Raw genomic sequence first — 25,227 nt, 5'->3', positions numbered from 1 at the left:
ACCCGGAGGCCGGATGACCGTCGCCTTCCTCGGGGTCTTCGTCCTTCAGCTGGCCACCCCCCTCGCCCTCCTCTGCTGGCTCGTGCTGGCCCCGCCGCGGGACGCCGCGACGTCGCTCGCGGCCATCGCCTTCACCGGCACGTTCGTCACCGTCGCGGCGACGATCGGCTCCTGGGCGATCGTTCCGCGGGCGGTCCTCGTCGCCCTCTTCATCGGCTTCGGGCTGGCCGCGGCGCGGGCCATGACGCACGCGTGGCGGCTGCGCCTGGCCTGGCCCGAGAGCGGGCTCGACCGGGGCGCCGCCCTCCTCCTCGGCGTGCTCGCGATGGCGCTCGCGGGGCTCGGTATCTCGCTGGCCGGTGCCCGTCAGCCGCCCCCCGGTCCCGTGGCCGATATCGCCTTCCCTCTCGCGGACGGGCGGTACGTCGTCGGCTCGGGCGGTTTCCACGATCTCGTCAACAACCATCGTCGGGTGCTCGGCACGGGACGCGCGGAGCTGCGAGGCCAGGCGCACGCGATCGATTTCCTCGCGGTCGATCGCTGGGGCCTGCGCGCCACGGGCATCCTTCCCGCCGATCCCGCTGCCTACGCGATCTTCGGCAAGCCCGTGGTTGCGCCATGCGCCGGTCGCGTGATCCGCGCGCGCGGCGACCTTCCCGACCTGCAGCCGCCCCGGGCGGATCGGCAGAATCTCGCGGGCAACCACGTCGTGATCGCCTGCGACGGGTTCGATCTGCTGCTCGCCCACCTCGCGCGGGACAGCCTCGCGGTATCGGTCGGGGAACCTGTCGCGGTCGGAGACCCGATCGGCCTCGTGGGAAATTCCGGAAACACGACCGAGCCACATCTGCACGTCCACGCCCAGCGCGGCGGTGGCGGAGGAGGCCTGCTCGACTCGGAGCCCGTGGCGCTTTCCATCGAGGGTCGGTTTCTGATCCGAAACGACACCATTACGGTCCGTTAGCTCCGTTGCGACGAGCATTCGCGTGGGGCTCGCCCCTTCGAGGAAACGGAACTTAAACGACTTCGAGCCACTCTCGGTCAGACCCGGCCCAGCCCTCTGGTGGATCGAGAGATATCCATGGATGAACTGCTTCGCGAATTTTTGACCGAGACGAGCGAGCACCTCGACACGGTCGACGTCGAGCTCGTTCGCTTCGAGCAGGACCCCAACAACGAGAAGATTCTCTCGAACATCTTCCGGTTGGTTCACACCATCAAGGGGACCTGCGGCTTCCTCGGCCTGCCGCGCCTCGAGAGCCTCGCCCATGCCGCCGAGACCCTGATGGGTCGGTTCCGCGACGGGCTGCCGGTGACCTCGAGCGCCGTGACGCTGATCCTCGCGACGCTGGACCGGATCAAGGAGATCCTCGCCGAGCTCGAGCGGACCGCCGCCGAGCCCGAGGGGGTCGATTCCGACCTGATCGGCGAGCTCGAGCGCATGGCGAGCGCCGACGAGACGACGCTCCTCGCGGAGGCCGCCGCCGCACCCGCGCCGGCACCCGAGCCCGAGCCGGAGCCGGTCGCGCCCGAGCCGGAGCGCGACGCGCCGCGGCTCGGCGAGGTGTCGCTCGACGAGCTCGAGCGCGCCTTCCTGGAGGCGCCGGGTCCCGACGAGGACTTCGCTCCGCCCGCACCGATCCCGGCCGCGGTCGCGGCCGAGCCGCAGCCGGCCCCCGCCCAGGCTCCCGCCCCCGCCCCCGCCCCCGCCCCCGCCCCCGAGGCCGCCAAGCCGGCGCCCAGGCCGGCCGCCAAGCCCGCTGCGGCGCGCGAGGCCGGCAAGGAGAACGCATCCCAGGAGGGTGCCGCGAGCGGCGAGAACGTCGCCAAGGTGCAGACGATCCGCGTCAACGTGGACACGCTCGAGCATCTGATGACGATGGTCTCCGAGCTGGTGCTGACCCGTAACCAGCTCCTCGAGATCGCGCGCCGTCACGAGGACAACGGCTTCAAGGTGCCGCTCCAGCGGCTGTCGCACGTGACCGCCGAGCTGCAGGAAGGCGTCATGAAGACGCGCATGCAGCCGATCGGCACGGCCTGGCAGAAGCTGCCGCGCATCATCCGCGACCTGTCGTCCGAGCTCGACAAGAAGATCGAGCTGATGATGCAGGGCGCCGACACCGAGCTCGACCGGCAGGTGCTCGAGGTCATCAAGGACCCGCTCACGCACATGATCCGCAACTCGGCGGATCACGGCATCGAGACGCCGGCCGAGCGCCGCGCCGCCGGCAAGCCCGAGCGCGGCACGATCCGCCTCAACGCCTATCACGAAGGCGGCACCATCACGATCGAGATCTCGGACGACGGCAAGGGCCTGAACTTCGAGGCCATCCGCAAGAAGGCCGTCGACCGCGGCCTCGGCACCGAGGCCGAGATCGAGCGGATGAGCGAGGCGCAGATCGCCAAGTTCATCTTCCACCCGGGCTTCTCCACGGCCAAGGCCGTCACGGCGGTCTCCGGCCGCGGCGTGGGCATGGACGTCGTCAAGACGAACATCGAGCTCATCGGCGGCACGGTGGAGATCGCCTCCGAGCAGGGCAAGGGCTCGACCTTCACCATCAAGATCCCGCTCACGCTCGCCATCGTGGCCGCCCTCATCGTCGCCGCGCGCGACCAGCGCTACGCCATCCCGCAGGTGGCCGTGCTCGAGCTCGTGCGCGTCAAGAAGGGTTCCGACCACCAGATCGAGCGCATCAACGGCACGCCGGTGCTGCGGCTGCGCGACCGACTCCTGCCGATCGTCCCGGCCGCCAAGGTGCTCGGGCTCGACGGCGCGGACGCGGACGCCGGCGACGAGGGCTTCGTCGTCGTCTCCCAGGTGGGCCGCCAGCGCTTCGGCATCCTCGTCGACGGCGTCTTCCACACGGAAGAGATCGTCGTGAAGCCGATGTCGACGAAGCTTCGCCACATCCCGCTCTTCTCCGGCAACACCATCCTCGGCGACGGCGCCGTCGTGCTCATCATCGACCCCAACGGCGTCGCCAAGATGGTCGACAGCGGCAAGTCCGAGCAGGGCTACGGCTTCGAGGAGCAGGCGGAGGCCGAGGCGACGGAGGAGACCGAGACCGTGACGCTGCTCGTCTTCCGCGGCGGCGGCGCGAGCCTCAAGGCGGTGCCGCTCTCGCTCGTCACGCGCCTCGAGGAGATCGACGCCTCGAAGATCGAGTGGGTGGGCGGACGTCCGCTGATCCAGTACCGCGGCAAGCTGATGCCGCTCGTTCCCGCCGATCCGTCGATCGAGATCAAGAGCGAGGGCACCCAGGCGCTCGTGGTGTTCTCCGACGGCGAACGCACGATGGGACTCGCCGTCGACGAGATCGTCGACATCGTCGACGATGTCCTCGACATCGAGCTCACCGACGACCGCTCCGACCTCGTCGGCTCGGCCGTGGTGCGCGGGCGCGCCACCGAGATCGTCAACGTCGCCCACTACCTGCCGCTGGCGCACGAGGACTGGACCCGCGGCGGACCGCCGCGCATCGCCAACCTCTCGCGCACGCTGCTGCTCGTCGACGACAGCCCCTTCTTCCGCGACATGCTCACGCCGGTGCTGAAGGCCGCCGGATTCAAGGTGATCACCGCGGGCTCGACGGAGGAGGCGCTGCAGGTGCTCGCCGCCGACAAGCGCATCGACGTGATCGTCACCGACATCGAGATGCCCGGCCGCGACGGCTTCGCCCTCGTCGAGGCGGTGCGCGCCCAGGCTCGGCTGCACGACGTGCCGGTGATCGCGCTCTCCTCGGGTATCACGCCCGAGGCGCTCGAGCGCGCGCGCCGCCTGCGCATCTCGGAATTCGTCGCCAAGTTCGACCGCTCGGGCCTCGTCGCGGCGCTCGCCGAGACGCAGCCCGACATCCGCAGCTCCCTCGGAGAAGCCGCATGATCGCCGCCAACCAGAACGACACCGCGCGCGACGGCCGCCTGTCTGGCGACATGGAGGAGTTCGTCACCGTGATGGTGGCCGACCAGATGTTCGGCCTGCCCATCGACCGGGTGCACGACGTCTTCATCGCCTCCTCGCTGACCACCGTCCCGCTCTCCCCGCCCGAGATCGCGGGCCTCCTGAACCTGCGCGGACGGGTCGTCACCGCGGTCGACCTGCGCCGGCGCCTCGGCCTGCCGGACCGCGACACGTCCGGCGACGAGATGGCGGTGGGGCTCGAGCACAAGGGCGAGAGCTACGGGCTTCTCGTCGACTCGGTCGGCGAGGTGATGAAGCTCTCCGTCGACACGCACGAGCCGAGCCCGGTCCACATGGATCCGCGCTGGGTCAAGCTCTCGCACGGCGTGCATCGACTCGCGGGCCGGCTGCTCATCATCCTCGACGTCGACGCGGTCCTCGCCTTCGACGCCGAAGCCCGCGCGGCGTGATCCGCGCGAAGGAGCCCGCCATGAAGCACTGCCTCGTCGTCGACGACTCGGCCGTCATCCGCAAGGTCGCCCGCCGCATCCTGGAGGGCCTGTCGTTCCGCATCAGCGAGGCGGAGGACGGCGAGCAGGCGCTCGTCGCCTGCCGCGCGCAGATGCCCGACGCGGTGCTGCTCGACTGGAACATGCCCGTGATGGACGGCTACGACTTCCTTCGGGCGCTGCGCGCGCTCCCGGGCGGGCAGCATCCGAAGGTCGTGTTCTGCACCACCGAGAACGATGTCGCCAACATCGCCCGCGCCATGCGCGCGGGCGCCGACGAGTACATCATGAAGCCCTTCGACAAGGAGATCATGACCGCCAAGATGCAGGAGGTCGGGCTCGCCTGAGCCGCTCCCCCGGTTCGTCAGCCCTCGCTCCGCAGCCGCTCCGCCGGCCGCGCCGCGCTACCTCCGAGCACGCGTCATGTCCTCCGCCCTCGCCTCGACCTCGCACAACGCGCCGCCACAGGCCACGCGCGTCATGATCGTCGACGATTCCGTCGTCGTGCGCGGGCTCACCTCCCGCTGGCTCGAGGAGGAGGGCTTCGTCGTCGCCGCCACCTGCTCGAACGGCCGTGTCGCCGTCGAGCAGGTGGAGCGGGCGCGCCCGGACATCATCGTGCTCGACATCGAGATGCCGGAGATGGACGGGCTCCAGGCCCTGCCGCTGCTGCTCGCCAAGGCGCCGCGGGCGACGATCATCGTCATCTCGACGCTCACCCAGCGCAACGCTCAGGTGTCGCTCAAGTGCCTGTCGATGGGCGCGACCGACTATCTTCCCAAGCCCGAGAGCCACCGCGGCGTGACCACGTCCGCGAGCTTCCGCCAGGAGCTGATCGCCAAGGTGCAGGGCCTCGCCGCGCGCCACCGCCGCGGCCCCGCCATGTCCGCGATGCGCGCGCCCTCCCCCGCCGCGGCGCCAACCCAGCGCACCGCCTTCGCGCCGACGACGCGCACGCCCGTCGCGGCGCCGGTCGTCGGCCAGATTCGCCCGGCGCCCGATGCGGCCCAGTCGCGGCTGCAGACGACGCGGGTCGCCGTGCGGCCCCGCGCCGGGCTCGTCCATCCCAAGGCGCTCCTCGTCGGCGCCTCGACCGGCGGCCCCCGCGCCGTGGGCGAGGTGCTCGCCGCGCTGGCGCCGTCGCTGAAGTCCGTGCCGGTCCTCATCGTCCAGCACATGCCGCCGATCTTCACCGCCGTCTTCGCCGAGCATCTCGGCACGCAGACGCGCATGCCCGCCGCGGAGGGCCGCGACGGCGAGAAGCTCGAGCCCGGCCGCATCTACGTGGCGCCGGGCGGCAAGCACATGGGCCTGCGCAAGGACGCCACGGGCGCGGTGCACGTGCGCATCGACGACGGGCCGCCGGAGAACTTCTGCAAGCCCGCGGTCGACGTCCTCTTCCGCGACGCGGCCGCCGTCTACGGCGCCTCGGCGCTCTCCGTCGTGCTCACGGGCATGGGCTCGGACGGCACGCTCGGCGCGAAGGCGCTCGTCGCCGCCGGCGGGCTCGTCTACGCCCAGGACGAGGCGACGAGCACCGTGTGGGGCATGCCCGGCTCCATCGCCAAGGCGGGCCTCGCCCACGACATCCTGCCGCTGCCGGCGCTCGCGCCGGCCCTCAAGTCCCTGCTCACCGGAGGCGCGGCATGACGGACGCCGACTTCGAATACCTGCGCGCCCTCCTCAAGTCGCGCTCGGGCCTCTCGCTCGCGCCGGAGAAGCGCTACCTCGTCGAGAGCCGGCTCGGCCCGGTGTGCCGCAAGCACCAGATCCCGGGCCTCGCCCAGCTCGTGCAGGTGCTGCGCGGCGGGCGCAACTCCGCGATCGAGACGGAAGTCGTCGAGGCGATGACGACGAACGAGACGTTCTTCTTCCGCGACAAGACGCCCTTCGACATCTTCCGCGACCAGCTCCTGCCCAAGTTCGCCGCCGCGCGCGCGACGCAGAAGCGGCTGCGCATCTGGTGCGCCGCCGCCTCGACCGGCCAGGAGCCCTACTCGCTCGCGATGATCGTCGACGAGATGAAGCCCCGCCTCGGCGGCGTGCAGGTGGAGATACTCGCCACCGATCTCGCCGACGAGGTGCTCGCCAAGGCCAAGGCCGGCGTCTACTCGCAATTCGAGGTCCAGCGCGGCCTGCCGATCCAGATGCTGCTCAAGCACTTCAAGCAGGAAGGCGAGCAGTGGCGGATCTCGCCGGCGATCAAGAGCATGGTCCAGTTCCGGCCGCTCAACCTGATCCGCGACTTCTCCGCGCTGGGGCAGTTCGACATCGTCTTCTGCCGCAACGTGCTGATCTACTTCGACCAGCCGACCAAGGCGGACGTTCTGCGCCGCATGTCGAACGCGCTCGCGGCCGACGGCGCGCTGTTCCTGGGCGCCGCCGAGACCGTGATCGGCCTCACCGCCGCCTTCCAACCGCACCCCGAGCACCGCGGCCTCTACGTCCCCGCCCGCGCCCAGGCCCCGGCCGCCGCACCCAAGCTCGCCGCGAGCGCTTGAGGACAGGACCTGCTGGGCAGGGAAGGTGGTGGCACCGCCGCCCAGGTCTCATGAAGCTCCCTCTCGGTTCTCGCGATCCGAAGGGTGTGGACGCAGACCGTGGCGCATGCGCAGACCGGGGGAGTGCGGCTCTCGCGGCCGCCGCAAGCCGCATGCCCCTCACTCTCCCGCCATCACCCCCTCTACCCGCAGCCGCGTCTGCTCCAGCTCCGCGGCGACCGGCACCAGCCGGACCTCGAGCGTGATCGGTCCCTCGCCCTGCGAGAGGGACGAGAGGTCGAGGGGGAAGCGGCGGGGGGTGCCTGCGCGGGGCGGGGGGAAGAAGGCGTAGCTGCCGATCTCGCGTTCGGCGCCGTCGGGCAGGAGCGCGACCACCGAGACGAGGAAGGCCTCGTCCTCGGCGATGCGGGTCGGAGTCAGGGCGAGCGAGAGCGGGCTCCCGGCCGCGCGCGCGCGATCGCGGGGCAGCACGAGGCGGGCGGGCGCCTCGGGGGCGATCTCGGCGCCCGCGCCCTCCGCCAGAAGTCCCTCGCGCGGGGCGTCGGGCGCCGACGTCTGCATGGGTGCCGATCCGGTCGTGTCCCCCGCGCTCGCCCCGTGGACGAGCACGGGTCCCGCGAGGGCGAGGAGGACCGCGCCGGCGAGGCCGGCGCGGCGCAGGGAAAGGGAGGCGCGGCGCGTCGTCGTAGGCATCATGCGCGCGAGCCTCTCCCGTCGGCGCGGCGAAACCATGGCCGCGTGGGTGCGCTCAGGTGCGCACGATCTCGATGCCGTCGAAGGTGAAGCCCGTGTCCGCGGGCTGGCCCTGCGCCGGGATCGGCACGACCTGAAGCGTGATCGCGTCGTCCGTGAGCCGCCCGAGCCGCGCGAGCGAGAGCAGCGCGTTGGTGATGTCGACCGGGTAGCTCGTCCCCCCGTGCCCGCCGCCGTGACCGTTGCCGTGACCCGTCATGCCCGCCATGAAGAAGGCGAAGGTGCCGGCGTAGTGCGGGTCCGTCGGCGGCGTGTCGGGGCCGGCCTCGGGCAGGTTGACGAAGACGTTGACCGTCAGCCCGCGCGCCTCCTCGGGCACCATGACGTTCGTGAGCCGCGCGAGCACGCGGCCGGGCTCGGTGCCGATCCGCGGCTCGCCCGTCGCGCCGAGCAGGCGGAAGGAGCGCGGCGAGAACAGCGTCTGGCCGAGCCCGCGGGTGTCGACCGTCACGTCCGTCGTCGCGTTGGCCTCCGCGCGGAAGTCGCCCGCGGTGCCGCCGAGCTGCTGCGTGACCATCGCCGGCGCGGCGAAGAGCGACATCATCGCCATCGGCGTCGCCGGCCCGCCGATCAGGCCCGACGGCGTCTCGTAGGCGTAGCCCATCTCGGTGATGTTCAGCGCGGTCGCCGAGCTCGCCGGCGCGGGCTGGCCCTCGCCGTTCACGAACTGGCCGGAGAAGTCGTCGTCGAGCGGCGGCATGACGTTGCCCGCCGCCTGCCACTGCGCGCCGAGGCGATCGACGTTGCAATGGTGCAGCCAGAAGATCGGGTCGAGCGGCGACATGCCGTCGCCCATGTGGCCCTGCGAGCCGCCGACGATGACGTGCGCGGTGTTGTGGGGCGAGTGCTCCAGCAGGTTCGTGAACTGCTCGAACTGCGTCTGCGCCAGGATGGAATTGATGTTCTGGTCGCTGAAGGCGCCGCCGCGCGGCCCCTGCTTGACGCCCGATCCCTCGGCGAGCGCGCGCAGGCCCGTCGTCGTCACCTCGTCGGGCCCCCAGTTGTCCGACTGCGCGTCCGACGGGTCGTTCCAGAAGGTTACGTTGAGCTGGTCGACGTCGTAGAACGGGTCGGGGATCTGGCCGATGCCCGCCTGCCAGTTCCAGTAGGGCAGCGCGAAGTCGCTCTTGCCGATGAGCGTCCCGCAGATCTCCTCGTAGTAGCGGATGTACCACCGGTGCCAGTGCACGAAGGGCATCGCCACGCCGGGATAGGGCGGCGCGCCGGAGTGCGGGCAATGGTTCAGGTGGATCAGCGCCTGGGCGCGCCAGTTGCGCCCGTCGCTCGGGCTCGACGTCTGCAGCTCGTGCATGGCCGCGACGGCGTCGGCGTAGTCCTTGAAGAACGGGTCGTCGGCCGACATGCCCATCACGTCCCGGCGGACGAGCGGCGTCTGGCCCAGCGCCGCGCGGCGCATGACGAAGGGCGCGGCCACCAGCGTGCCCGCACCGACGATGAAGTGCCTGCGATCGATCATGAGCGTCCCCCTCCGACAGCCGCGAATCGTTGCGCGCGGCGGAGTGACGCTATCAGGAATTTGGCCCGCGGCAAGCGGGGATTGCTTCGATGGCCGATCGGCGTCCGTCCGTGAGGGCGGCGAGCACCTCCGCCACCCGGCACGCCCGGGTCGGCGCGGTGCGGGCCACGCCGGCGGGCTGAGAGCGGCTGCCGGCACGTCACGATCCGGACGCGCCTCGATCACGGAGTACGGGAAGTTGCGACCGTCGCTCGACCACTTCTCATCGGAACCCGGCTCGGCTAGCCTTTCCCAAGAGCGCGAGAGCGGTCGGAGGTTCGCACATGAAGGTCATACCCGAAGTCGCGGACCTGCGAGCCGCGAAGCCAGGGCTGAAGATCCTCCCCGACGGAGCGCTAAACGCCGAGCCGCCGCTGTCGCTCCTCTGTGGGGAGCGGACCCCTATCTCGGCCTTCTTCGTGCGCAACAACGGCGACACGCCGCACGTCGCGGACCCCAGCCGCTGGACGATCGACGTCGACGGCTGCGTCGAGGCTCCGGCGCGGTTCACGCTCGACGAGCTCCGGCAACGCTTCGAGGTCGTAAGCCTCACCGCAGTGCTCGAGTGCGCCGGCAACACCCGCAGCGGCTTCGACCCTCCGACGGACGGCCTGCCGTGGGGCCGCGGCGCGGTCGGCTGCGCACGATGGACCGGCGTGCGGCTCGCGGACGTGCTGCTGGCCTGCGGCGTGCGCCCGGAGGCCCACTACACGGGGCATCACGCGCCGGATCGCACCTCCGGCGGCGGTCCGGCCCTCTCTCGCGGCCTGCCGATCGCCAAGGCGCTCGCGCCGGAGACCCTCCTCGCCTTCGCCATGAACGACGCGCCGCTGACACCGCTCCACGGCGCACCGTTGCGCATCGTCGCGCCCGGCATGCCGGGGTCCGCCTGGCAGAAGTGGCTCGCGCGCGTCGAGGTCCGCGATCGCGTGCACGACGGCGCGAAGATGAACGGCACGGACTACCGCCTGCCGCGCCGGCCCCATCGCCCCGGCGAGCCCGCCGATCCGACCGAGTTCGACGTGATCGAGTCGATGCCGGTGAACGCCATGATCACCGCGCCGCTCGCTGGCGCACGCGTGCGGGCCGGCGAGACGCTTCGGGTCCAGGGCTTCGCATGGAGCGGGGATGCGCCGGTGACGGAGGTGACGATCCACGTCGCGGGCGAGCCGCCGCTTCGCGCGACGCTGGCGCCGCAGCCGGAGCGCTGGGCCTGGCGGGCGTTCGAGACCGAGGTGGTGGTACCGGCACAGCCGCGTCTCGTACTGACCGCGTGCGCGCGGGACGCGTCCGGCCGCAGCCAGCCGATGGGCGGCGCCGCGTGGAATCCGCGCGGCTACTGCAACAATACGCCCCACGAGGTCGTGGTCGAGGTCGTCGCGTGAGTCACTGCGCCAACGGTCATCGACGTGGGACCGCCGAGCCACCCCTCTACACTCGCCCTTAACCGGGCGCGCTCACCGTGCCGATGCAGCAGCGGCGCCGCACCGGGCGGATCCGCTGCCGTGCCAAGGTGGCATTCCATGCGGCTCCTCATCGGTATCGTCGTCGTATTCGCCTGCGTCATGGGCGGCTATGCCGCGATGGGTGGCAAGCTCTACGTTCTCTGGCAGCCGTTCGAGTTCGTCATCATCCTCGGGGCGGCGATCGGCGCCTTCATCATCGGCAACACGGGGCCGGTGCTCAAGGCCATGCCCTCCGTGCTCGCGACGCTGCTGCGCGGCCCGAAGTACAAGCAGGCCGCCTACGTCGAGCTCCTGGCGATGCAGTTCGCCCTCTACAGGCTCGTGCAGCAGAAGGGCGTGCTGGCGATCGAGCAGCACATCGAGGATCCGGCGAATTCGACGCTGTTCAACGCCTTCCCGACCTTCGCGTCGAATCACCACGCGGTCGAGTTCGTCTGCGACTACATGCGCATGGTGTCGCTGGGTGTCGACAACGTCCACGAGATCGACAACCTCATGGACGAGGAGCTCGAGACCCACCACCAGGAGCAGGAACGCATCGTCTCGGCCGTGCAGTCGATCGCGGACGCGACGCCGGCGCTCGGCATCGTCGCGGCCGTGCTGGGCGTGATCAAGACCATGGGGGCGATCTCCGAGCCGCCGGAAGTGCTGGGGCACCTGATCGGCGGTGCGCTGGTCGGCACCTTCTTCGGCGTCTTCGTCGCCTACGGCTTCTTCGGCCCGATGGCGCAGTCGCTGAGGATCATCTTCGAGGCGGAGTCGAAGTACTACCAGTCGCTCAAGGCGGGCCTCCTCGCGCACATCGCGGGCCAGCCGCCGGTGATGGCGGTGGAATTCGCCCGCAAGGCGCTGATGAGCGAGGTTCGGCCGACCTTCAACGAGGTGGAAGCGGCGACCTCCAACCTGCCCGCCACGACCTGACCCGATCGCGAGCGGGAAGCCGATGGCCAAGCCGAACCAGCCGATCATCGTCAAGAAGGTGAAGAAGGCCGCGCATGCGCACCACGGCGGCGCCTGGAAGATCGCCTATGCGGACTTCGTCACCGCCATGATGGCGTTCTTCCTGCTGATGTGGCTGATCAACATGACCACGCAGGAGCAGAAGATCGGGCTCGCCGACTATTTCGCGCCGGAGGCGCTCAGCCCGAGCAACAGCGGCGCCGGCGGCGTGCTCGGCGGCAACGCCATGGACGAGTCGGGCAGCAAGTCGTCGGGCGCGCAGGCCGAGGCGATCCGGCGCGCGCTCTCGTCGCCCGGCGATGCGCGGATGGGCACCACCGGGCAGGAGGGCGGCGCGCAGGCCAGCGCCAGCGACACGAGCGCCGGCCGGCCCGCGGCCGACATGCAGGCCCTCCACAGCGCCGCGGCCAGCATCCGCCAGGCGCTGCAGGACATGCCGGAGATCGCCGAGCTCTCGCGCAACCTCGTGATCGAGCCGACGGAGGAGGGCCTCGACGTCTCGCTCGTCGACCAGGACGGGCGGGCGATGTTTCCAGAGGATTCGATCTACCCCTACGAGCGCACCCGGCTCGTGCTCGAGGCGATCGCGCCGACGATCCGGCAGATGCCGAACCGGATCGCGGTGCGCGGCTACACCGCCGCCGCGCGTCCGGGCGAGCCGGCCGCGATCGACCCATGGAGCCTCACCGCGGGCCGGGCGCTCGCCGTGCGCGAGATCCTCTCCGGCGCGGGGCTCCCCGGCGATCGCTTCGAGTCGGTGACCGGCCGCGCCGACACCGAGCCGGCCTTCCCCGACAACCCCTACATCGCGCCCAACCGACGGGTGACGATCACGCTGCTCAGCGAGGAGCCGCCGCTGCCGGCGAGCTTCTCGCCGTAGGTGCCGGACCGTTGCGCTCGACCGTCATGCGAGAGCGGCATGCGAAACGAAGAAGGCCCCGCCTCGCGGCAGGGCCCGTCTTCGTCGGGGATGGTGCTGGTCGCGCCGCCGGTCGGGGGATGATCGGCCCGGCGCGCGAGGCACCTGCCGGCGTCAGCCGGCCATCCGGTCCTCGCCGGTCTCCGGCTCGCGCAGCACGTAGCCGCGGCCCCAGACCGTCTCGATGTAGTTCTTGCCCTGGCTCGCGTTGGCGAGCTTCTTGCGCAGCTTGCAGATGAAGACGTCGATGATCTTCAGCTCGGGCTCGTCCATGCCGCCGTAGAGATGATTGAGGAACATCTCCTTGGTCAGCGTGGTGCCCTTGCGCAGGGAGAGGAGCTCCAGCATCTGGTACTCCTTGCCCGTGAGGTGCACGCGGGCGCCGGCGACCTCCACCGTCTTGGTGTCGAGGTTGACGACGAGATCCCCCGTGGTGATCACCGACTGCGCGTGACCCTTCGAGCGGCGCACGATCGCATGGATGCGCGCGACGAGCTCGTCCTTGTGGAAGGGCTTCGTCAGGTAGTCGTCCGCCCCGAAGCCCAGCCCCCGCACCTTGTCCTCGATGCCGGCGAGGCCGGACAGGATGAGGATCGGGGTCTTGACCTTGGCGACCCGGAGCGTCCGGAGCACCTCGTAGCCGGACATGTCCGGCAGGTTCAGGTCGAGGAGGATGATGTCGTAATCGTACAGCTTGCCGAGATCGACACCCTCCTCGCCGAGATCCGTCGTATAGACGTTGAAGTTCTCGGACTTCAGCATCAGTTCGATGCTCTGCGCCGTCGCGCTGTCGTCCTCGATGAGAAGTACGCGCATCCTTCCATCCCCAGCCTGGTCGTGGAGCCCGACGGGACATCCCGCCCTCCCCCGGCCGTGGCCGGAGGCGCTCCCACCATTTGCGACTCGCGACGCTACGCCCCGATGGTTAACAAACTGATTCTCCGGCGCAAGGGGGTAGAGGCATCGTCTTCACGAATCCGTCCAAATCCCTGTCCTGCCGTTCGATTCAGGTCTCCATCCAGCTCACGTCACGCATGAAGAAACTCGTCCAAGCGACTCTCGCGACTCGCACTGGCGCAAATCCGCCCCTCGGGCTTAATCTCGCCTCATCCAGTCTTAACGAAGCGGGTAAACAGAAGGTTGACGTCCGTGAGAGAACCGTCCGACCAGCCCTCCCGCCTCGATTCGGCCATCCGAGCGCTCGAATCGGTCGAGCCGCTGTCGCTCTACGGGCGCGTCGCCGCCGTGCGGGGCCTGCTGATCGAGATCGCCGGCCCGGTCTCGGCCATGACGCTCGGCGGCCGCATCACGATCGAGATCGCCGCGGGCGCGCGGGTTCCCTGCGAGGTGATCGGCTTCTCCGGCGAGCGGGCGCTGGCCATGCCCTTCGGCGCGCTCGAGGGCGTGCGCCGGGGCTGCCCCGCCCGCGTCGAGGCGAGCGCCGGGGGCGTGAAGCCCTCCTCCGCCTGGCTCGGCCGCGTCGTCGACGCGCTCGGCCGGCCGATCGACGGCAAGGGGCCGCTGCCGCAGGGCGACGTCTTCCGCCCCTTCCGCGCCGACCCGCCGCCGGCGCACGCGCGCCGGCGCGTCGGCCCGCCGCTGGATCTCGGCGTGCGCGCGCTCAACACCTTCCTCACCTGCTGCGAAGGCCAGCGTATGGGCATCTTCGCCGGCTCGGGCGTGGGCAAGTCGGTGCTGCTCTCCATGCTCGCCCGCAACGCGGGCTCCGACGTCGCCGTGATCGGCCTCGTCGGCGAGCGCGGACGGGAGGTGCAGGAATTCCTGCAGGACGACCTCGGCGAGGAGGGTCTCGCGCGCTCGGTGGTCGTGGTCGCCACGTCCGACGAGCCGGCGCTGATGCGCCGCAACGCGGCCTACCTCACGCTCGCGCTCGCCGAGCACTTCCGCGACGCGGGGCGCTCGGTGCTCTGCATGATCGATTCGATCACCCGCTTCGCCATGGCCCAGCGCGACATCGGTCTCGCCGCCGGGGAGCCACCCACCGCAAAGGGCTATACGCCCACCGTCTTCGGCGAGCTGCCGCGCCTGCTCGAGCGCGCCGGCCCGGGCACCGGGGAGGGCGTGATCACGGGGCTGTTCACCGTGCTCGTCGAGGGCGACGACCACAACGAGCCGGTGGCGGACGCCGTGCGCGGCATCCTCGACGGCCACATCGTGATGGAGCGCGCCATCGCCGAGCGCGGGCGCTACCCGGCGATCAACGTGCTCAAGAGCGTCTCGCGCACGATGCCCCGCTCCTGCGATCCCGCCTTCTATCCGCACGTGCAGCGTGCGCGCCAGGTGATGGCGACCTACGCGGACATGGAGGAGCTGATCCGGCTCGGCGCGTACCGCAGCGGATCCTCGGCGGAGGTGGACGAGGCGATCGGGCTCAATCCGGCGCTCGAGGCCTTCCTCGGGCAGGGTAAGGAAGAGTCAACCTCCATCGGCGATGGTTACCGCCGTCTCGCCCGGCTCCTCGACGCCGAGCGAGGCGCGTGATCCCCTGGAGAATGAACTGCGATGAAGTCGCGTGAGACGCTCATCCGCCTGAAGCGCTTTCAGCTCGACGAGAAGCGCCGCAAGGTCGCGCAGATCGAGGCGATGATGGCCGACTTCGAGCGCATGGCCGTCGAGCTCGACAGGGAGATCGCGGCCGAGGAGCTCAAGGCCGGCATCTCGGACCCGGCGCACTTCGCCTACCCCACCTACGCCAAGGCCGCGGCCCAGCGCCGCGACAACCTGCGCTCGTCGGCCGACGACCTCAAGGTCCAGCTCGACGACGCGCAGGGGCAGCTCGCGGAGGCCTTCGAGGACCTCAAGAAGGTCGAGATTCTCGACGACCGCGAGCGCGGCAGCGAGCGCGCGGCGGCCAATTCCCGCGAGCAGGCGGCGCTCGACGCGATCGCGCTCTCCCGCGCGGCGCGGTGAGGGCCGACCCGCCGGGCTTCACCCCTCCACCACCGGCCAGCGCTCCGCCGCCGTCTCGTGCGGGTAGTACCCGGCGAGCCGCGGGTCGTCGTGAATCTCGATCGCGCGCTTGTAGGGGCGAAAGCCCGAGCGGACGTAGAAGGCGACCGCGTCCGGGTGGTCGAACGTGCAAGTGTGGACCATGAGCCGCGCGATCGGCCGGGCGAAGGCCTGGGCCAGCGCGGCGTCCATCAGCCAGCGCCCGATGCCGCCGCCGATCGCCTCCGGCACGAGGCCGAAATAGGCGAGCTCGGCCTCGCCGTCCTCCTCGAACTGAAGCTCCATCAGCCCGATCGCGTCGCCTCCGCGCAGGAGCGTGCGCGAGACCAGCCGCGGGTCGGAGAGCGTGCGGGCGAGCGCGGCGTCCGAGAGCGCGAGCCGGCCCATCCACAGCCAGCGCGCGCCGATGCGCCGGTAGAGCGCGCGGTAGGCCTCGAGGTCCCGCGTCGTCTCGACGAGTGCGAGGTCGGGCCGCACGGTCGCGCGGGGCGGCGGCGGACGCGTCACCTCCAGGTAGGTGACGAGGTTCGCGAGCTTGCCGGGCGGCAGGTCGGTATAGCCGTCGATCCGGCAGGGGAGGAACGCGGGCGGGGACGGGTCGTGCATGCGAGGCTCCGCTGACAGGCCGCCTTCCTAGCAGGCCGCGGCGCGGATGGCATCCGCATCGAATCCGGATACGGCGTACGACGCCCGACGGTCGGGCCGGACCGTACGGTCGAACGATCGGGAGCTCCCCTCTCCCTCGTGAAGAGGGGTGAGCGTCGGCGGCCTGCATCCATGCTTGGGCGACCGGCGAGCGGGAAAAGTCAGCCGGACAATTCCCCCGCGCGGCGCTTCGCGGCGGCCACCGTGTCGCGGACGAGGCCGGCGAGGCCGTTCTCCTCACGCTGGAGCACGGCGAGGCCGGCGGCGGTCGTGCCGCCCGGCGAGGTGACGTTCGCCCGCAGGGTCGCGGCGGGGAGATCGCTCTCGCCCAGCAGCGCGCCCGCGCCGACCACCGTCTGGCGGGCGAGGCGCATGGCGAGGTCCTCCGGCAGGCCGGCGGCGCGGCCGGCCTCGGCGAGCGCCTCGACGAGCGCGAAGACGTAGGCCGGGCCGGAGCCCGAGACGCCGGTGACGGCATCGATCAGCGCCTCGTCCGAGACCCATTCGACGAGGCCGGACGCCCGCAGCAGCGTGTCCGCCACGGCGCGCTGCGCGTCGCTCGTGGCCGCGTTGGCGAAGGCGCCCGTCGCGCCCCGGCCGATCGACGCGGGGAGGTTGGGCATGGCGCGCACCACCGCGCGGGCGGCGGGGAGCGCCGCCTGGAGGTTCGCCACGGTCTTGCCGGCGAGCACCGAGACGAGAAGCGTGCCCGGGCCGACGAGGGGCGCGAGCGCGGGGGCGGCCGCCTCCAGCATCTGCGGCTTGACGGCCAGCACCAGCACGTCGACCGGCCCGAGCGCCGCGGGATCGGGGTCGAGGGCGAGCCCGCGCGCCGCCGCGAGGGCGGCGATCGCCTCGGACGGCTGCGGATCGTGCACGGAGACGGCGGCGCCGGGCAGGCCCGCGGCGAGCCAGCCTTCCAGCATGGCGCCGCCCATCTTGCCCGCGCCGACGAGGGCGAGGCGCGCGGGAAAAGCTTCGTCGGTCATCGCGAACGCTCCGGAGATCCCAGGGGTGCCGGCCTGGTCAGGCCTCACCTTCGGTCTCGAAGAGCACGCTGTCGAGGGCCTCGCGGGCGGACTTGCCGGCCCAGATGATGAACTGGAAGGCCTGATAGTGCCGCTCGCAGGCCTCGACGGCGGCCTGCATCAGCATCTCGCACTGACCGCGGCGCGGCTCGGCGCCCCCGGTGAGCAGCAGCGCGTGGCGGAACATCACCACGCCCTCGTTGGACCACAGATCGAAATGCCCGACCCAGAGCTGCTCGTTGATCATCGACACCAGGTTGAGGATCTCGCCCCGCCGGCGCTCCGGCACCCTCAGGTCGAACGCGCAGGCGACGTGGAGCGCCTCGACGTCCTCGATCCAGGTGAACGCCACCTGGTAGTCCGCATGCGTGCCGCGCACCGCGACGGACATCTCGTCCGCCTCCGCGCGGTCGAACGCCCAGTCGCACATCGCGGCCACGCGCTCCACCACGTCGAGGGGGTGCTCGGTGCGGTCGCTGTCGAGGAGGAGGAGATCGGTCATGGCGTTCCGATTGGCGCCGCGGGGCGCGAGTGAGGGTCGAGGGCACGTCGAGGACGAGTGACGGTGGGCAAATACGCTGCCCCGGACCGAGGTCGCCGGATGAATCGCCGCCGCGGCCGGGCTTCACCGACGCGCGACCCGCGAATCACCTCGCTCTCGACTTTAGCCCGCCCGACTCCCGACTTGCAAAGTGGTTCGACCGTCGAAGATTCGGCCCCCAGGGACAAGCGCAGGGTCGACCCTTGTCCACATGGAAGCCGCCGACGGCCCGCGACCGTTCGACTCGGGGGGCTACTCCGCCGCGGTCTCGGCCATGGCCGCGGCGGCCGAGCCCAGGTTGTCGAGGCTCGCGCGGATCTCGTCGGCGAGCGCCGCGGAGAGCGCGGTCGCGGCGGCGCGGTTGCGCAGGATGGCGATCTTGCAGGTGGGCAGCGCCGGAAAGCCGTCCGAGGGGCCGAGCACGCGCATGCCCGCGCGCACGGCACTCTCGGGCAGGACGGAGACCGCGAGCCCCGCCTGGACGGCGGCGCCGACCGCGCTCGAGTTCCAGCTCGCGTAGAGGATGCGGAACGGCTTGCCGAGCGCCTCGAGCCGCCCCGTCGCCGCCTGGCGCCAATCGCAGGTCGGGCGCCCGAGCGCGAGCGGCAGCGGGCTCGCCTCGTGCACGGCGTGGCGCGCCGAGGCGACCCAGACGAGCCGCTCGATGCGCACGATCTCGGCGGGAAAGCCGCGGCTCGCCACGTGGGTGACGATGGCGAGGTCGAGGTCCTCGCCGCGCACGCGGTCCATCAGCATCGGCGACGGCTCGCAGACCACGGTCACCTCCGCCTGCGGGTGCGTGCGCGAGAAGCGCGCGAGGATCTCCGGCAGGTAGCGCTCGGCGTAGTCGTCCGGCACGCCGAGGCGGACGCGCCCGGTCAGCGCCGCCTCCTCGAAGCTCGCAAGGCACTCGGAATTGAGCCGCACGATGCGCCGCGCGTAGTCGAGCAGCCGCTCGCCGTCCTCGGTGAGGCGCACGCCGCGCCCGTCGCGGGCGAAGAGCGGGCGGCCGACGCGCTCCTCGAGGCGCTTCATCTGCATGGAGACGGCGGACTGGGTCTTGTGCACCACGTCGCCCGCTCGCGTGAACGACTTGTGGTCTGCGATCGCCACGAAGGTCCGCAGTTGCTCGACGTCGATCATGTGCGCCATCGCGGCCCCCGTGTCATTAGCGCGCGTGATCCGTCCTATCAGGAACATTCGTTTCCGTCATCCGCCCGAAGCTGGCATGAAAGCGGGGCAGCAAACCCAGGCCGATCTGGACTGCCGGGCCCGCCACCACGGCGCCCGCCGTTTCGCATTCGCGCCCGCCCGCACCCGCGCCGGGCGCACCACCCCTCCCGAAAGGAGAGCCGACCATGACCGGCAAGATCCTCCCCCCGACCGCTTCGTCGAAGGGCGAGATCCTCGCCCGCTTCGTCCTCGTCTCGATCGCGGCGACCCTCGCCGCGCTCTGGAAGGCCATGGTCAACCGCCGCGCCGTGGTGCGGCTCTCCGAGCTCGACGACCGCCTCCTCCAGGACATCGGCGTCACGCGCTCCGACGTCCGCCACGCCCTGCGGGAGCCCTACCGGGTGGACCCTTCCTACCGCCTCGCGCTTCGACGCCTGGAGCGCACGCGATCGTCGCGACCGACCCTCATGCTGATCGAGGGCGGCCGCGGCGGGGCCGAGGCGGCACGGCAGGCACGGCTGAGGGCCACGCTCCAGGCGGCGTGAGCCCGACGCGGCGATCCCCGCGCCGCTGACGGGACCGGCACCGGCATCCCCGGGCAGCTCCCCCGGGGATGCCGCACGCTCGTGGACGATGGCGCGTCCGGCCGCAGGGCACGCGGGTGCACCCGGCGCGTGCCGAATCCGTGCCCTATCGTCCACCTGTGCCGCTCCGTCAGGCCCACGTTGAAGAAACAACCCATACGCGCCGATATTGCAATGCAAAAATTACGTTACGGCATAAAACACAACTATTGACAGGGTGTGCGATTGGGAACATTACTGACCCCATGACCGCGCAGACCCTCTCCCCTCCCCTCCTGCCCCATGCGGCCTCGCTGTGGCCGGCCTTCGGGCTCGGCCTCGCCGTGGCCGTGGGCAACGGGCTCGCGCGCTTCGCCTACGCGCTGATCCTCCCCGCGATGCAGGAGGACCTCTCCTGGACCTACACCCAGGCGGGCTGGCTCAACACCGCGAACGCGCTCGGCTACGTGGCGGGCGCGGTGACGGCGTACCTGCTCCTGCGCCGCTTCCGGCCGGCCCAGCTCTTCGCCGCGGGCCTGTGGCTGACCTTCGCCGGCCTCCTCGCCACCGGGCTCCACGAGAGCCAGGCGTGGCTCACCGCCACGCGGATCGCGGCGGGCATCGGCGCGGCCTGGACGTTCTCCTGCGGCGGCGCGCTGATCGCGGCGCGCTACCGGGAGACGCCGCAGCTGATGGGCACCGCGACGGGCCTCTTCTTCGCGGGCGCCGGCATCGGCATCGCCGCCGCGGGGCTCGCCGTGAACCCGCTCCTCGCCGCCACCGGCCCCGGCGGCTGGCCGGAGGCCTGGCTCGCGCTCGGCGCGCTGGCGGTCGCCTTGTCGATCTGGCCGCTCGTCGAGGCCCGCCGCGGCCGCGGCGGCGCCACAGATTCGGCCGCGCCGGAGGGCCTCGCGCTCGCCGGTCTCGGTGCGCCGCTGGCGAGCTACTGCCTCTTCGCGGCGGGCTACATCGTCTACATGACCTTCATCCTCGCCTGGCTGCGCGAGGCGGGCTTCTCCTGGGGCGCGGCGACAGGCGTGTGGCTCGCCCTCGCCGTGGCGGTGGGCGTCTCGCCCTTCGTCTGGCGCCGCGCGCTGGAGGGCTGGGCGCCGCGGCTGACGCTGGCGGCCGCCTGCGCCGCCTGCCTCGTCGGCACTGCGATCCCGCTCGTCGAGGCGGGGACGCCCGCACTGCTCGTCTCGGCGATCGTGTTCGGGCTCGGCGTCTTCATCGCGCCCTCCGCGGTGGCGCTGATCGTGCGCCGGTCGATGCCGCCGGCGCAGATCGCCAAGGGTATGACCTTCTTCACGGTCCTGTTCGCCATCGGGCAGGCGATCGGCCCCGTGGCCGCCGGCCTGATCGGCGACCGGGGCGATCTCGACGACGCGCTCGTCTTCGGCGCCGTCCTGCTCGCGCTGGCGGCGGTTCTGCCGTTCGCGGGCGCACGCCGGGCCGCCTGATCCCCCGCAGACCCTCGTTTCCACCCCTCATCCATCGGAGGAACCGACAATGACGACCGACCCGATCGAGCGCCTGAGGACCTTCATTCGGGACAACCAGGACGAGCCGCGTTCCTTCACCGACCAGGACGACCTGATCGAGACGGGGCTGATCGATTCCTTGCGCTTCGTCGACTTCGTGCTGCTCGTTTCCGAGCTGTGCGGGCGCGACATCCCCCTCGACGACATCGACATCGAGGCCTTCCGGACCCTCGACGCCATACGCACCGCCTGGTTCGCGCCCGCCGCGCCGGAGGCGGTGGCGTCGTGAGCGGCGGCGGGCCGACCCACGCGGAGGACTATGCGGAAGGCGCGGTCTACGCGCTCGGCAGCACCGTCGTGAGTGCGGAAGAGATCGTCGACTTCGCCCGCCGGTTCGACCCGCAACCCTACCACGTCTCCGCGGAGGCGGGCGCGGCCTCCTTCTTCGGCGGGCTCGTCGCGAGCGGCTTCCACACCACCGCGATCTGGATGGGGCTCTACGTCCGCGCGCTGCTCGACGGCGCCGCCGTGGAGGGCTCGCCGGGGCTCGAGAGCGTGCGCTGGCACGCCCCCGTGCGCCCCGGCGACACGCTCGAGGGCCGCTGCGATGTTGGCCGGATCGTGCCGAGCCCGTTCCGCAAGGACATCGTCACCATCGAGAAGAAGGGCAGCCTCTCCCGCCCGGGCGAGGCGAAGCCGGTGCTGACGCTCGTCCTCCTCAGCCGCTTCCGCCGCCGCGAGGCCGCCGGCGGCTGAGCCGCCGCGGTCGCTGCCCGCGTCGGCCGAGGCATCACGCTGCATCCCCGACGCGGCCCGCGGGCCGCGCCGGAAGGTCCAGTCGTGCCTCACGACACAACTCTGAATCGCTTTGTTATCGCAAGGGGAGGTTCCGCATGCAGCCCGTCTCCTACACCGCGCAATGGACCGCGGCGATCCGCGCCATGGAGAGCGAGCGTCCCGAGGGCGCGCTCTTCGTCGACCCCCTCGCCCGCCGCCTCTCCGAGCCGGACGGCTTCGCGCTGATCGAGCGCTACCGCGGCGGCGGCGTGAAGGAGTTCGTGACGATCCGCACGCGCTACTTCGACGACGCCAGCGCCGCCGTGCTCGCCGCCCGGCCGGATCTGCGCCAGATCGCCATCGTCGCCGCGGGCATGGACACCCGCGCCTTCCGGCTCGACTGGCCGGCGGACGCCCGCGTCTACGAGATCGACCACGAGGCGCTGCTGGCCGAGAAGGCGCGCAGGCTCGCCGAGGCCGGCGCGATGCCGCGCACGCGGCGCGTGCCCGTCGCCGCCGACCTGTCGCAGGGCTGGACGCCCGCCCTGCTCGACGCCGGCTTCGACCCGCAGGCGCCGACGCTCTGGCTCGTCGAGGGCCTGCTCTTCTTCCTCACCGACGCCCAGGCGCGCGGCGTGCTGGAGACCTGCCGCTCGCTCAGCGCCGAGGGGAGCCGCCTCGTCGTCGACATGACGAGTGCGGCGCTGCTGCGCAGCCCTTTCACGCAGGGATTCCTGAAGGTGCTGGAGGCCGAGGGCAATCCCTGGCGGTTCGGCACCGACGAGCCCGAGGACTTCCTGGCGCGGGCCGGCTGGCGGGTCGAGGACCTCAAGGAGCCCGGCAGCCCCGGCGCCGGCGCCGATCGCTGGCCCTACCCGCCGCGCCCGCGGGAGGTGCGCGGCGTCGCCCGCAGCTGGCTCGTCACCGCCGCGCCCGGCCCCGTCGTCGGGGAGACTTCGGCGACCTCCGCGTCGCGCGCCCTGGAGGCCACGTCATGAAGATCACCGGCGGCTGGGCCGCGCTGCGGCGCGATCTCGAGGGGACGATCGAGCGTTTGTTCGCGCTCCCGCCCGAGGACAACGTGGAGTTCGACAGCCTGCTGCGGCCCGACGAGCTCGACCGCCTCGGCTACCTGCGCAACTTCCCGCACCTGACCTGCCTGATGTGCGCCATCGACGAGGCGGACCTGCCCGCCTTCGCCGCCGGCCGGCGGCTCGATTCCGGCTACGCCCCGCCGGCGACCCGGCTCGGGCTCCTGCCCGCGACCTGCTACAAGGTCTATCTCGACCTCGAGGGCCAGACGCTGCCCGGCCCCGTTCGGGTGGGCTGCGTGGCGCGCTGCTTCCGCCACGAGGACAAGCCGCTCGACCGCTATCGTGGCTACAACTTCACGATGAAGGAGATCGTCTGCCTCGGCAGCGCCGAGGACGCCCGCGCCCACGCGGAGGACGGCGTGGCGCGAATCGAGCGGCTGATGGCGGCGCTCGCGGTGCCCTTCGCCTTCGAGGCGGCCACCGACCCGTTCTTCGACGCGTCGAGCTCGGTCGCGGTGCTGTCGAAGGCCGCGCCGACCAAGCGCGAGGTCGTCGTGGCGGGCCGCGCCATCGCCTCGATCAACCTTCACCGCAACTACTTCGGCGCGAAGTTCGGCATCCGGATCGGGCCCGCGCCGGTGCATACGAGCTGCGTCGCCTTCGGGCTCGAGCGCTGGATCGCGATGTTCCAGGAGCGCTTCGAGAGCCCCGACGCCGTGCGCGAGCGCCTCGCTTCGCTCGACGCACAACCCGCTCCGACGGAGTCCGCCTTCGCCTGATCTCGTCTCCCACTGGAGGACCGACCGATGACCGTCGCCACCGCCCCCGCCCCCGCCACCACGTCCGCCGCCCCGTCCGCCGCCCCGCACCTGCCCGATCCCAAGCACGTCGAGCGGCTGCTCCACCTCTCACGCAAGAACAATTACGACGCGTATTCCCGCTTCGCCTGGCCGGCGCCGGACGCCATCGCGCGCGATGTCCTGTGGTGCGACGAGGACCTGCTGACCACCTGGGGCACCGAGCTGCACGAGCGGCTTCCGCGCGAGACGCTGGTGGCGCTCAGCCATTGGGAGTGCGTCAACTTCTTCAGCCTGAACGTGCACGGCATCAAGGACGCGCTCTCCTTCGTGATGCAGGCGATCTACCAGGACCGCTACGCCCCCTGGTCGGAGTACCTGCACTTCTTCATCGCGGAGGAGAACGCCCACATGTGGTTCTTCGCGAAGTTCTGCCTGGACTACACCGGCACGATCTACCCGACGCCGGCGATCCCCGCCGGCAAGATCGAGGACCCGCTCGAGCGCGACCTGTACATGTTCGCCTCGACGCTGGTGTTCGAGGAGTTCGTCGACTTCTACAATCACAAGGTCAGCCGCAACGACGCGGTGCCGGCGATCCTCAAGGAGATCAACCACGTCCACCACGTGGACGAGAGCCGCCACATCTCCTTCGGCCGCGGCGTCGTCGCCCAGCTGCACGCCGAGATCCTGGCGCGGGACGCGAGCGGCGAGGCCAAGGCCCGCGTCTCGCGCACGATCCAGAAGATCTTCCTCCACTTCATCGGCCAGATGTACAACCCGCGCGCCTACGAGGACGCGGGCGTCACCAGGGCCACCGGCCTCTCGGCGGCGGCGGTCCGCAACCGCCTGCGCAACGACCCGGCCCGGGTGGCGTATCACCAGCAATGGTTCAAGCGCACGGCGGACTGGTTCGTGCGGCAGGGGCTCCTGGTGAACGCGGACTTCCTCGATCGCTGATCCGCTCCACCCGGGGCAGCCGCGCGGCCGCCCCGGTCCGCCTTGACACACTTCCCGATGCCATCCACATACCATCCATACGGATGGAGAACAGGATGGCGGACAAGGAGCGGACGGCCCGCGATAAGGCGGGGCCCGACAGCGAGAAGCTCACCCTCAACCTCGGCTACGTCGATCTCGGCCGCATCGACCTCCTCGTCCAGGAGGGCTTCTACGGCAACCGCAGCGACTTCATCCGCACCGCGATCCGCAACCAGCTGACGCGCGAGGGCGAGGTCGTGGCGCGCACGATCGAGCGCCACACCTTCGACCTGGGGCTGCGCGTGCTCGACCGCACCGACCTCGAGGCCGCCCGCGCCGCCGGGGCGCGCCTGCACGTCAAGGTGATCGGCCTCGTGCGCATCGCCGCCGACGTCGATCCCGATCTCGCACGCGAGACCATCGCCTCCATCACCGTTCTCGGATCCCTCCAGGCCGACGCCGCCGTGCGCGCGGCGCTGGCCGGGCGCATCCATTGATCCCCCGAAGGACCCCGCTCATGAACCGCCACGATCTCCCGCCCGCCATGCGCGAGGCGCTTTCCCTGACGCAGGCGGGGCGCGTCCTCGAAGCGACCCGCGCCATCCAGCAGGCGCTCGGCGGGGGCCGTTCCCCGGCCGCCGACCCGCGGACCGAGGCGGCTCCGGAGGGCGCGGCGCGGCTCGCCCCGCCCGCCGGACGCGGGCCCTCGGCC

27 protein-coding genes are annotated in these 25,227 nt (G+C 71.4%); 20 read left to right on the top strand and 7 right to left on the bottom strand.

The annotated features are described in order from the left end of the window. Positions 1–13 precede the first annotated feature (13 nt). The 6 genes from ACTZWW_RS06190 (at position 14) to ACTZWW_RS06165 (ending at position 6,911) form a co-directional block, all read left to right on the top strand. Positions 14–964, top strand: a complete 951-nt coding sequence (locus tag ACTZWW_RS06190; RefSeq protein WP_444780069.1) for a M23 family metallopeptidase — start codon at positions 14–16, stop codon at positions 962–964. Between the two features lie 117 nt (positions 965–1,081). After that, complete coding sequence (locus tag ACTZWW_RS06185; protein ID WP_444780068.1) at positions 1,082–3,883, top strand: hybrid sensor histidine kinase/response regulator; 2,802 nt, start codon at positions 1,082–1,084, stop codon at positions 3,881–3,883. After that, positions 3,880–4,371, top strand: a complete 492-nt coding sequence (locus ACTZWW_RS06180) for a chemotaxis protein CheW (RefSeq protein WP_444780067.1) — start codon at positions 3,880–3,882, stop codon at positions 4,369–4,371. Before ACTZWW_RS06185 ends, ACTZWW_RS06180 begins: the two co-directional genes overlap by 4 nt. 20 nt (positions 4,372–4,391) lie before the next feature. Further along, positions 4,392–4,757 (top strand): response regulator, encoded by a 366-nt coding sequence (locus tag ACTZWW_RS06175; protein WP_029030508.1) that lies wholly within the window; start codon positions 4,392–4,394, stop codon positions 4,755–4,757. 76 nt (positions 4,758–4,833) lie between these two features. Further along, a complete protein-coding gene (locus ACTZWW_RS06170; RefSeq protein ID WP_444780066.1) occupies positions 4,834–6,060 on the top strand; it encodes a protein-glutamate methylesterase/protein-glutamine glutaminase in 1,227 nt (408 codons plus the stop codon). After that, positions 6,057–6,911, top strand: a complete 855-nt coding sequence (locus ACTZWW_RS06165; protein WP_444780065.1) for a CheR family methyltransferase — start codon at positions 6,057–6,059, stop codon at positions 6,909–6,911. Before ACTZWW_RS06170 ends, ACTZWW_RS06165 begins: the two co-directional genes overlap by 4 nt. A gap of 159 nt (positions 6,912–7,070) precedes the next feature. Here the strand turns inward: ACTZWW_RS06165 and ACTZWW_RS06160 are convergent, their stop codons facing one another. Both ACTZWW_RS06160 and ACTZWW_RS06155 read right to left on the bottom strand, forming a co-directional pair. Beyond that, positions 7,071–7,607, bottom strand: a complete 537-nt coding sequence (locus tag ACTZWW_RS06160; protein ID WP_444780064.1) for a hypothetical protein — start codon at positions 7,605–7,607, stop codon at positions 7,071–7,073. Positions 7,608–7,659: 52 nt separating this feature from the next. Continuing rightward, positions 7,660–9,141, bottom strand: a complete 1,482-nt coding sequence (locus ACTZWW_RS06155) for a tyrosinase family protein (RefSeq protein WP_444780063.1) — start codon at positions 9,139–9,141, stop codon at positions 7,660–7,662. A gap of 323 nt (positions 9,142–9,464) precedes the next feature. Here ACTZWW_RS06155 and ACTZWW_RS06150 point away from each other — a divergent pair, with 323 nt between their 5' ends. The 3 genes from ACTZWW_RS06150 (at position 9,465) to ACTZWW_RS06140 (ending at position 12,486) form a co-directional block, all read left to right on the top strand. Further along, positions 9,465–10,565 (top strand): sulfite oxidase, encoded by a 1,101-nt coding sequence (locus ACTZWW_RS06150; protein ID WP_444780062.1) that lies wholly within the window; start codon positions 9,465–9,467, stop codon positions 10,563–10,565. Between the two features lie 138 nt (positions 10,566–10,703). Further along, complete coding sequence (gene motA / locus ACTZWW_RS06145; RefSeq protein WP_444780061.1) at positions 10,704–11,567, top strand: flagellar motor stator protein MotA; 864 nt, start codon at positions 10,704–10,706, stop codon at positions 11,565–11,567. Positions 11,568–11,589: 22 nt separating this feature from the next. Continuing rightward, complete coding sequence (locus ACTZWW_RS06140; RefSeq protein ID WP_444780060.1) at positions 11,590–12,486, top strand: flagellar motor protein MotB; 897 nt, start codon at positions 11,590–11,592, stop codon at positions 12,484–12,486. Positions 12,487–12,639: 153 nt separating this feature from the next. Here ACTZWW_RS06140 and ctrA read toward each other — a convergent pair whose 3' ends face one another. Beyond that, positions 12,640–13,341, bottom strand: a complete 702-nt coding sequence (gene ctrA / locus ACTZWW_RS06135; RefSeq protein ID WP_029030502.1) for a response regulator transcription factor CtrA — start codon at positions 13,339–13,341, stop codon at positions 12,640–12,642. Between the two features lie 333 nt (positions 13,342–13,674). On the opposite strand from ctrA, the gene fliI reads away from it, so the two are divergent. Both fliI and fliJ read left to right on the top strand, forming a co-directional pair. Next, positions 13,675–15,027: a flagellar protein export ATPase FliI gene (gene fliI, locus ACTZWW_RS06130; RefSeq protein ID WP_444780059.1), complete on the top strand. Its 1,353-nt coding sequence runs from the start codon at positions 13,675–13,677 to the stop codon at positions 15,025–15,027. Positions 15,028–15,048: 21 nt separating this feature from the next. Beyond that, complete coding sequence (gene fliJ, locus ACTZWW_RS06125) at positions 15,049–15,456, top strand: flagellar export protein FliJ (protein ID WP_444780058.1); 408 nt, start codon at positions 15,049–15,051, stop codon at positions 15,454–15,456. An 18-nt stretch (positions 15,457–15,474) separates the two neighbouring features. Here fliJ and ACTZWW_RS06120 read toward each other — a convergent pair whose 3' ends face one another. The 4 genes from ACTZWW_RS06120 to ACTZWW_RS06105 all read right to left on the bottom strand — a co-directional run bounded on the left by ACTZWW_RS06120 (position 15,475) and on the right by ACTZWW_RS06105 (position 18,861). After that, entirely contained in the window at positions 15,475–16,101 is a 627-nt protein-coding gene (locus ACTZWW_RS06120; protein WP_444780057.1) for a GNAT family N-acetyltransferase, read from the bottom strand. Between the two features lie 200 nt (positions 16,102–16,301). After that, on the bottom strand, positions 16,302–17,129 hold the full coding sequence (gene proC, locus ACTZWW_RS06115; RefSeq protein WP_444780056.1) for a pyrroline-5-carboxylate reductase: 828 nt from the start codon (positions 17,127–17,129) through the stop codon (positions 16,302–16,304). 37 nt (positions 17,130–17,166) lie between these two features. Then, a complete protein-coding gene (locus ACTZWW_RS06110; protein WP_029030492.1) occupies positions 17,167–17,670 on the bottom strand; it encodes a type III secretion system chaperone family protein in 504 nt (167 codons plus the stop codon). A gap of 291 nt (positions 17,671–17,961) precedes the next feature. Then, positions 17,962–18,861 carry a LysR substrate-binding domain-containing protein gene (locus ACTZWW_RS06105; RefSeq protein WP_444780055.1) on the bottom strand — a complete coding sequence of 300 codons (900 nt, stop codon included), beginning with the start codon at positions 18,859–18,861 and terminating at the stop codon, positions 17,962–17,964. Between the two features lie 206 nt (positions 18,862–19,067). Between ACTZWW_RS06105 and ACTZWW_RS06100 the strand changes: the two genes are divergently transcribed. The 9 genes from ACTZWW_RS06100 to ACTZWW_RS06060 all read left to right on the top strand — a co-directional run. Continuing rightward, positions 19,068–19,427 (top strand): DUF1127 domain-containing protein, encoded by a 360-nt coding sequence (locus ACTZWW_RS06100; RefSeq protein WP_444780054.1) that lies wholly within the window; start codon positions 19,068–19,070, stop codon positions 19,425–19,427. A 284-nt stretch (positions 19,428–19,711) separates the two neighbouring features. Continuing rightward, a complete protein-coding gene (locus ACTZWW_RS06095; RefSeq protein WP_444780053.1) occupies positions 19,712–20,905 on the top strand; it encodes a YbfB/YjiJ family MFS transporter in 1,194 nt (397 codons plus the stop codon). A gap of 49 nt (positions 20,906–20,954) precedes the next feature. Next, positions 20,955–21,215 carry a hypothetical protein gene (locus tag ACTZWW_RS06090; protein ID WP_444780052.1) on the top strand — a complete coding sequence of 87 codons (261 nt, stop codon included), beginning with the start codon at positions 20,955–20,957 and terminating at the stop codon, positions 21,213–21,215. Beyond that, positions 21,212–21,682 (top strand): MaoC/PaaZ C-terminal domain-containing protein, encoded by a 471-nt coding sequence (locus ACTZWW_RS06085; protein ID WP_444780051.1) that lies wholly within the window; start codon positions 21,212–21,214, stop codon positions 21,680–21,682. The genes ACTZWW_RS06090 and ACTZWW_RS06085 overlap by 4 nt, the downstream gene beginning before the upstream one ends. Before the next feature lie 137 nt (positions 21,683–21,819). Beyond that, positions 21,820–22,701, top strand: coding sequence for an SAM-dependent methyltransferase (locus ACTZWW_RS06080; protein ID WP_444780050.1), 882 nt, complete (start codon positions 21,820–21,822; stop codon positions 22,699–22,701). After that, complete coding sequence (locus tag ACTZWW_RS06075; RefSeq protein WP_444780049.1) at positions 22,698–23,516, top strand: aminoacyl--tRNA ligase-related protein; 819 nt, start codon at positions 22,698–22,700, stop codon at positions 23,514–23,516. The genes ACTZWW_RS06080 and ACTZWW_RS06075 overlap by 4 nt, the downstream gene beginning before the upstream one ends. Before the next feature lie 27 nt (positions 23,517–23,543). Then, complete coding sequence (locus ACTZWW_RS06070; protein ID WP_444780048.1) at positions 23,544–24,494, top strand: diiron oxygenase; 951 nt, start codon at positions 23,544–23,546, stop codon at positions 24,492–24,494. Between the two features lie 95 nt (positions 24,495–24,589). Beyond that, positions 24,590–25,012, top strand: coding sequence for a CopG family transcriptional regulator (locus ACTZWW_RS06065; RefSeq protein WP_444780047.1), 423 nt, complete (start codon positions 24,590–24,592; stop codon positions 25,010–25,012). Positions 25,013–25,032: 20 nt separating this feature from the next. Further along, a partial coding sequence (locus tag ACTZWW_RS06060; RefSeq protein WP_444780046.1) for a hypothetical protein occupies positions 25,033–25,227 on the top strand: 195 nt, incomplete at its 3' end.

Origin of the sequence: Salinarimonas sp. NSM, from assembly GCF_052380005.1 — a bacterium.
Classification (GTDB): Bacteria; Pseudomonadota; Alphaproteobacteria; order Rhizobiales; family Beijerinckiaceae; genus Salinarimonas.
This window is presented reverse-complemented; position numbering and strand designations above follow the sequence as displayed.

Coding starts and splice junctions, on each gene's coding strand:
- ACTZWW_RS06190 (WP_444780069.1), top strand. CDS start 14: ATGACCGTCGCCTTCCTCGGGGTCTTCGTCCTTCAGCTGGCCACCCCC.
- ACTZWW_RS06185 (WP_444780068.1), top strand. CDS start 1,082: ATGGATGAACTGCTTCGCGAATTTTTGACCGAGACGAGCGAGCACCTC.
- ACTZWW_RS06180 (WP_444780067.1), top strand. CDS start 3,880: ATGATCGCCGCCAACCAGAACGACACCGCGCGCGACGGCCGCCTGTCT.
- ACTZWW_RS06175 (WP_029030508.1), top strand. CDS start 4,392: ATGAAGCACTGCCTCGTCGTCGACGACTCGGCCGTCATCCGCAAGGTC.
- ACTZWW_RS06170 (WP_444780066.1), top strand. CDS start 4,834: ATGTCCTCCGCCCTCGCCTCGACCTCGCACAACGCGCCGCCACAGGCC.
- ACTZWW_RS06165 (WP_444780065.1), top strand. CDS start 6,057: ATGACGGACGCCGACTTCGAATACCTGCGCGCCCTCCTCAAGTCGCGC.
- ACTZWW_RS06160 (WP_444780064.1), bottom strand. CDS start 7,607: ATGATGCCTACGACGACGCGCCGCGCCTCCCTTTCCCTGCGCCGCGCC.
- ACTZWW_RS06155 (WP_444780063.1), bottom strand. CDS start 9,141: ATGATCGATCGCAGGCACTTCATCGTCGGTGCGGGCACGCTGGTGGCC.
- ACTZWW_RS06150 (WP_444780062.1), top strand. CDS start 9,465: ATGAAGGTCATACCCGAAGTCGCGGACCTGCGAGCCGCGAAGCCAGGG.
- motA (WP_444780061.1), top strand. CDS start 10,704: ATGCGGCTCCTCATCGGTATCGTCGTCGTATTCGCCTGCGTCATGGGC.
- ACTZWW_RS06140 (WP_444780060.1), top strand. CDS start 11,590: ATGGCCAAGCCGAACCAGCCGATCATCGTCAAGAAGGTGAAGAAGGCC.
- ctrA (WP_029030502.1), bottom strand. CDS start 13,341: ATGCGCGTACTTCTCATCGAGGACGACAGCGCGACGGCGCAGAGCATC.
- fliJ (WP_444780058.1), top strand. CDS start 15,049: ATGAAGTCGCGTGAGACGCTCATCCGCCTGAAGCGCTTTCAGCTCGAC.
- ACTZWW_RS06120 (WP_444780057.1), bottom strand. CDS start 16,101: ATGCACGACCCGTCCCCGCCCGCGTTCCTCCCCTGCCGGATCGACGGC.
- proC (WP_444780056.1), bottom strand. CDS start 17,129: ATGACCGACGAAGCTTTTCCCGCGCGCCTCGCCCTCGTCGGCGCGGGC.
- ACTZWW_RS06110 (WP_029030492.1), bottom strand. CDS start 17,670: ATGACCGATCTCCTCCTCCTCGACAGCGACCGCACCGAGCACCCCCTC.
- ACTZWW_RS06105 (WP_444780055.1), bottom strand. CDS start 18,861: ATGGCGCACATGATCGACGTCGAGCAACTGCGGACCTTCGTGGCGATC.
- ACTZWW_RS06100 (WP_444780054.1), top strand. CDS start 19,068: ATGACCGGCAAGATCCTCCCCCCGACCGCTTCGTCGAAGGGCGAGATC.
- ACTZWW_RS06095 (WP_444780053.1), top strand. CDS start 19,712: ATGACCGCGCAGACCCTCTCCCCTCCCCTCCTGCCCCATGCGGCCTCG.
- ACTZWW_RS06090 (WP_444780052.1), top strand. CDS start 20,955: ATGACGACCGACCCGATCGAGCGCCTGAGGACCTTCATTCGGGACAAC.
- ACTZWW_RS06080 (WP_444780050.1), top strand. CDS start 21,820: ATGCAGCCCGTCTCCTACACCGCGCAATGGACCGCGGCGATCCGCGCC.
- ACTZWW_RS06075 (WP_444780049.1), top strand. CDS start 22,698: ATGAAGATCACCGGCGGCTGGGCCGCGCTGCGGCGCGATCTCGAGGGG.
- ACTZWW_RS06070 (WP_444780048.1), top strand. CDS start 23,544: ATGACCGTCGCCACCGCCCCCGCCCCCGCCACCACGTCCGCCGCCCCG.
- ACTZWW_RS06065 (WP_444780047.1), top strand. CDS start 24,590: ATGGCGGACAAGGAGCGGACGGCCCGCGATAAGGCGGGGCCCGACAGC.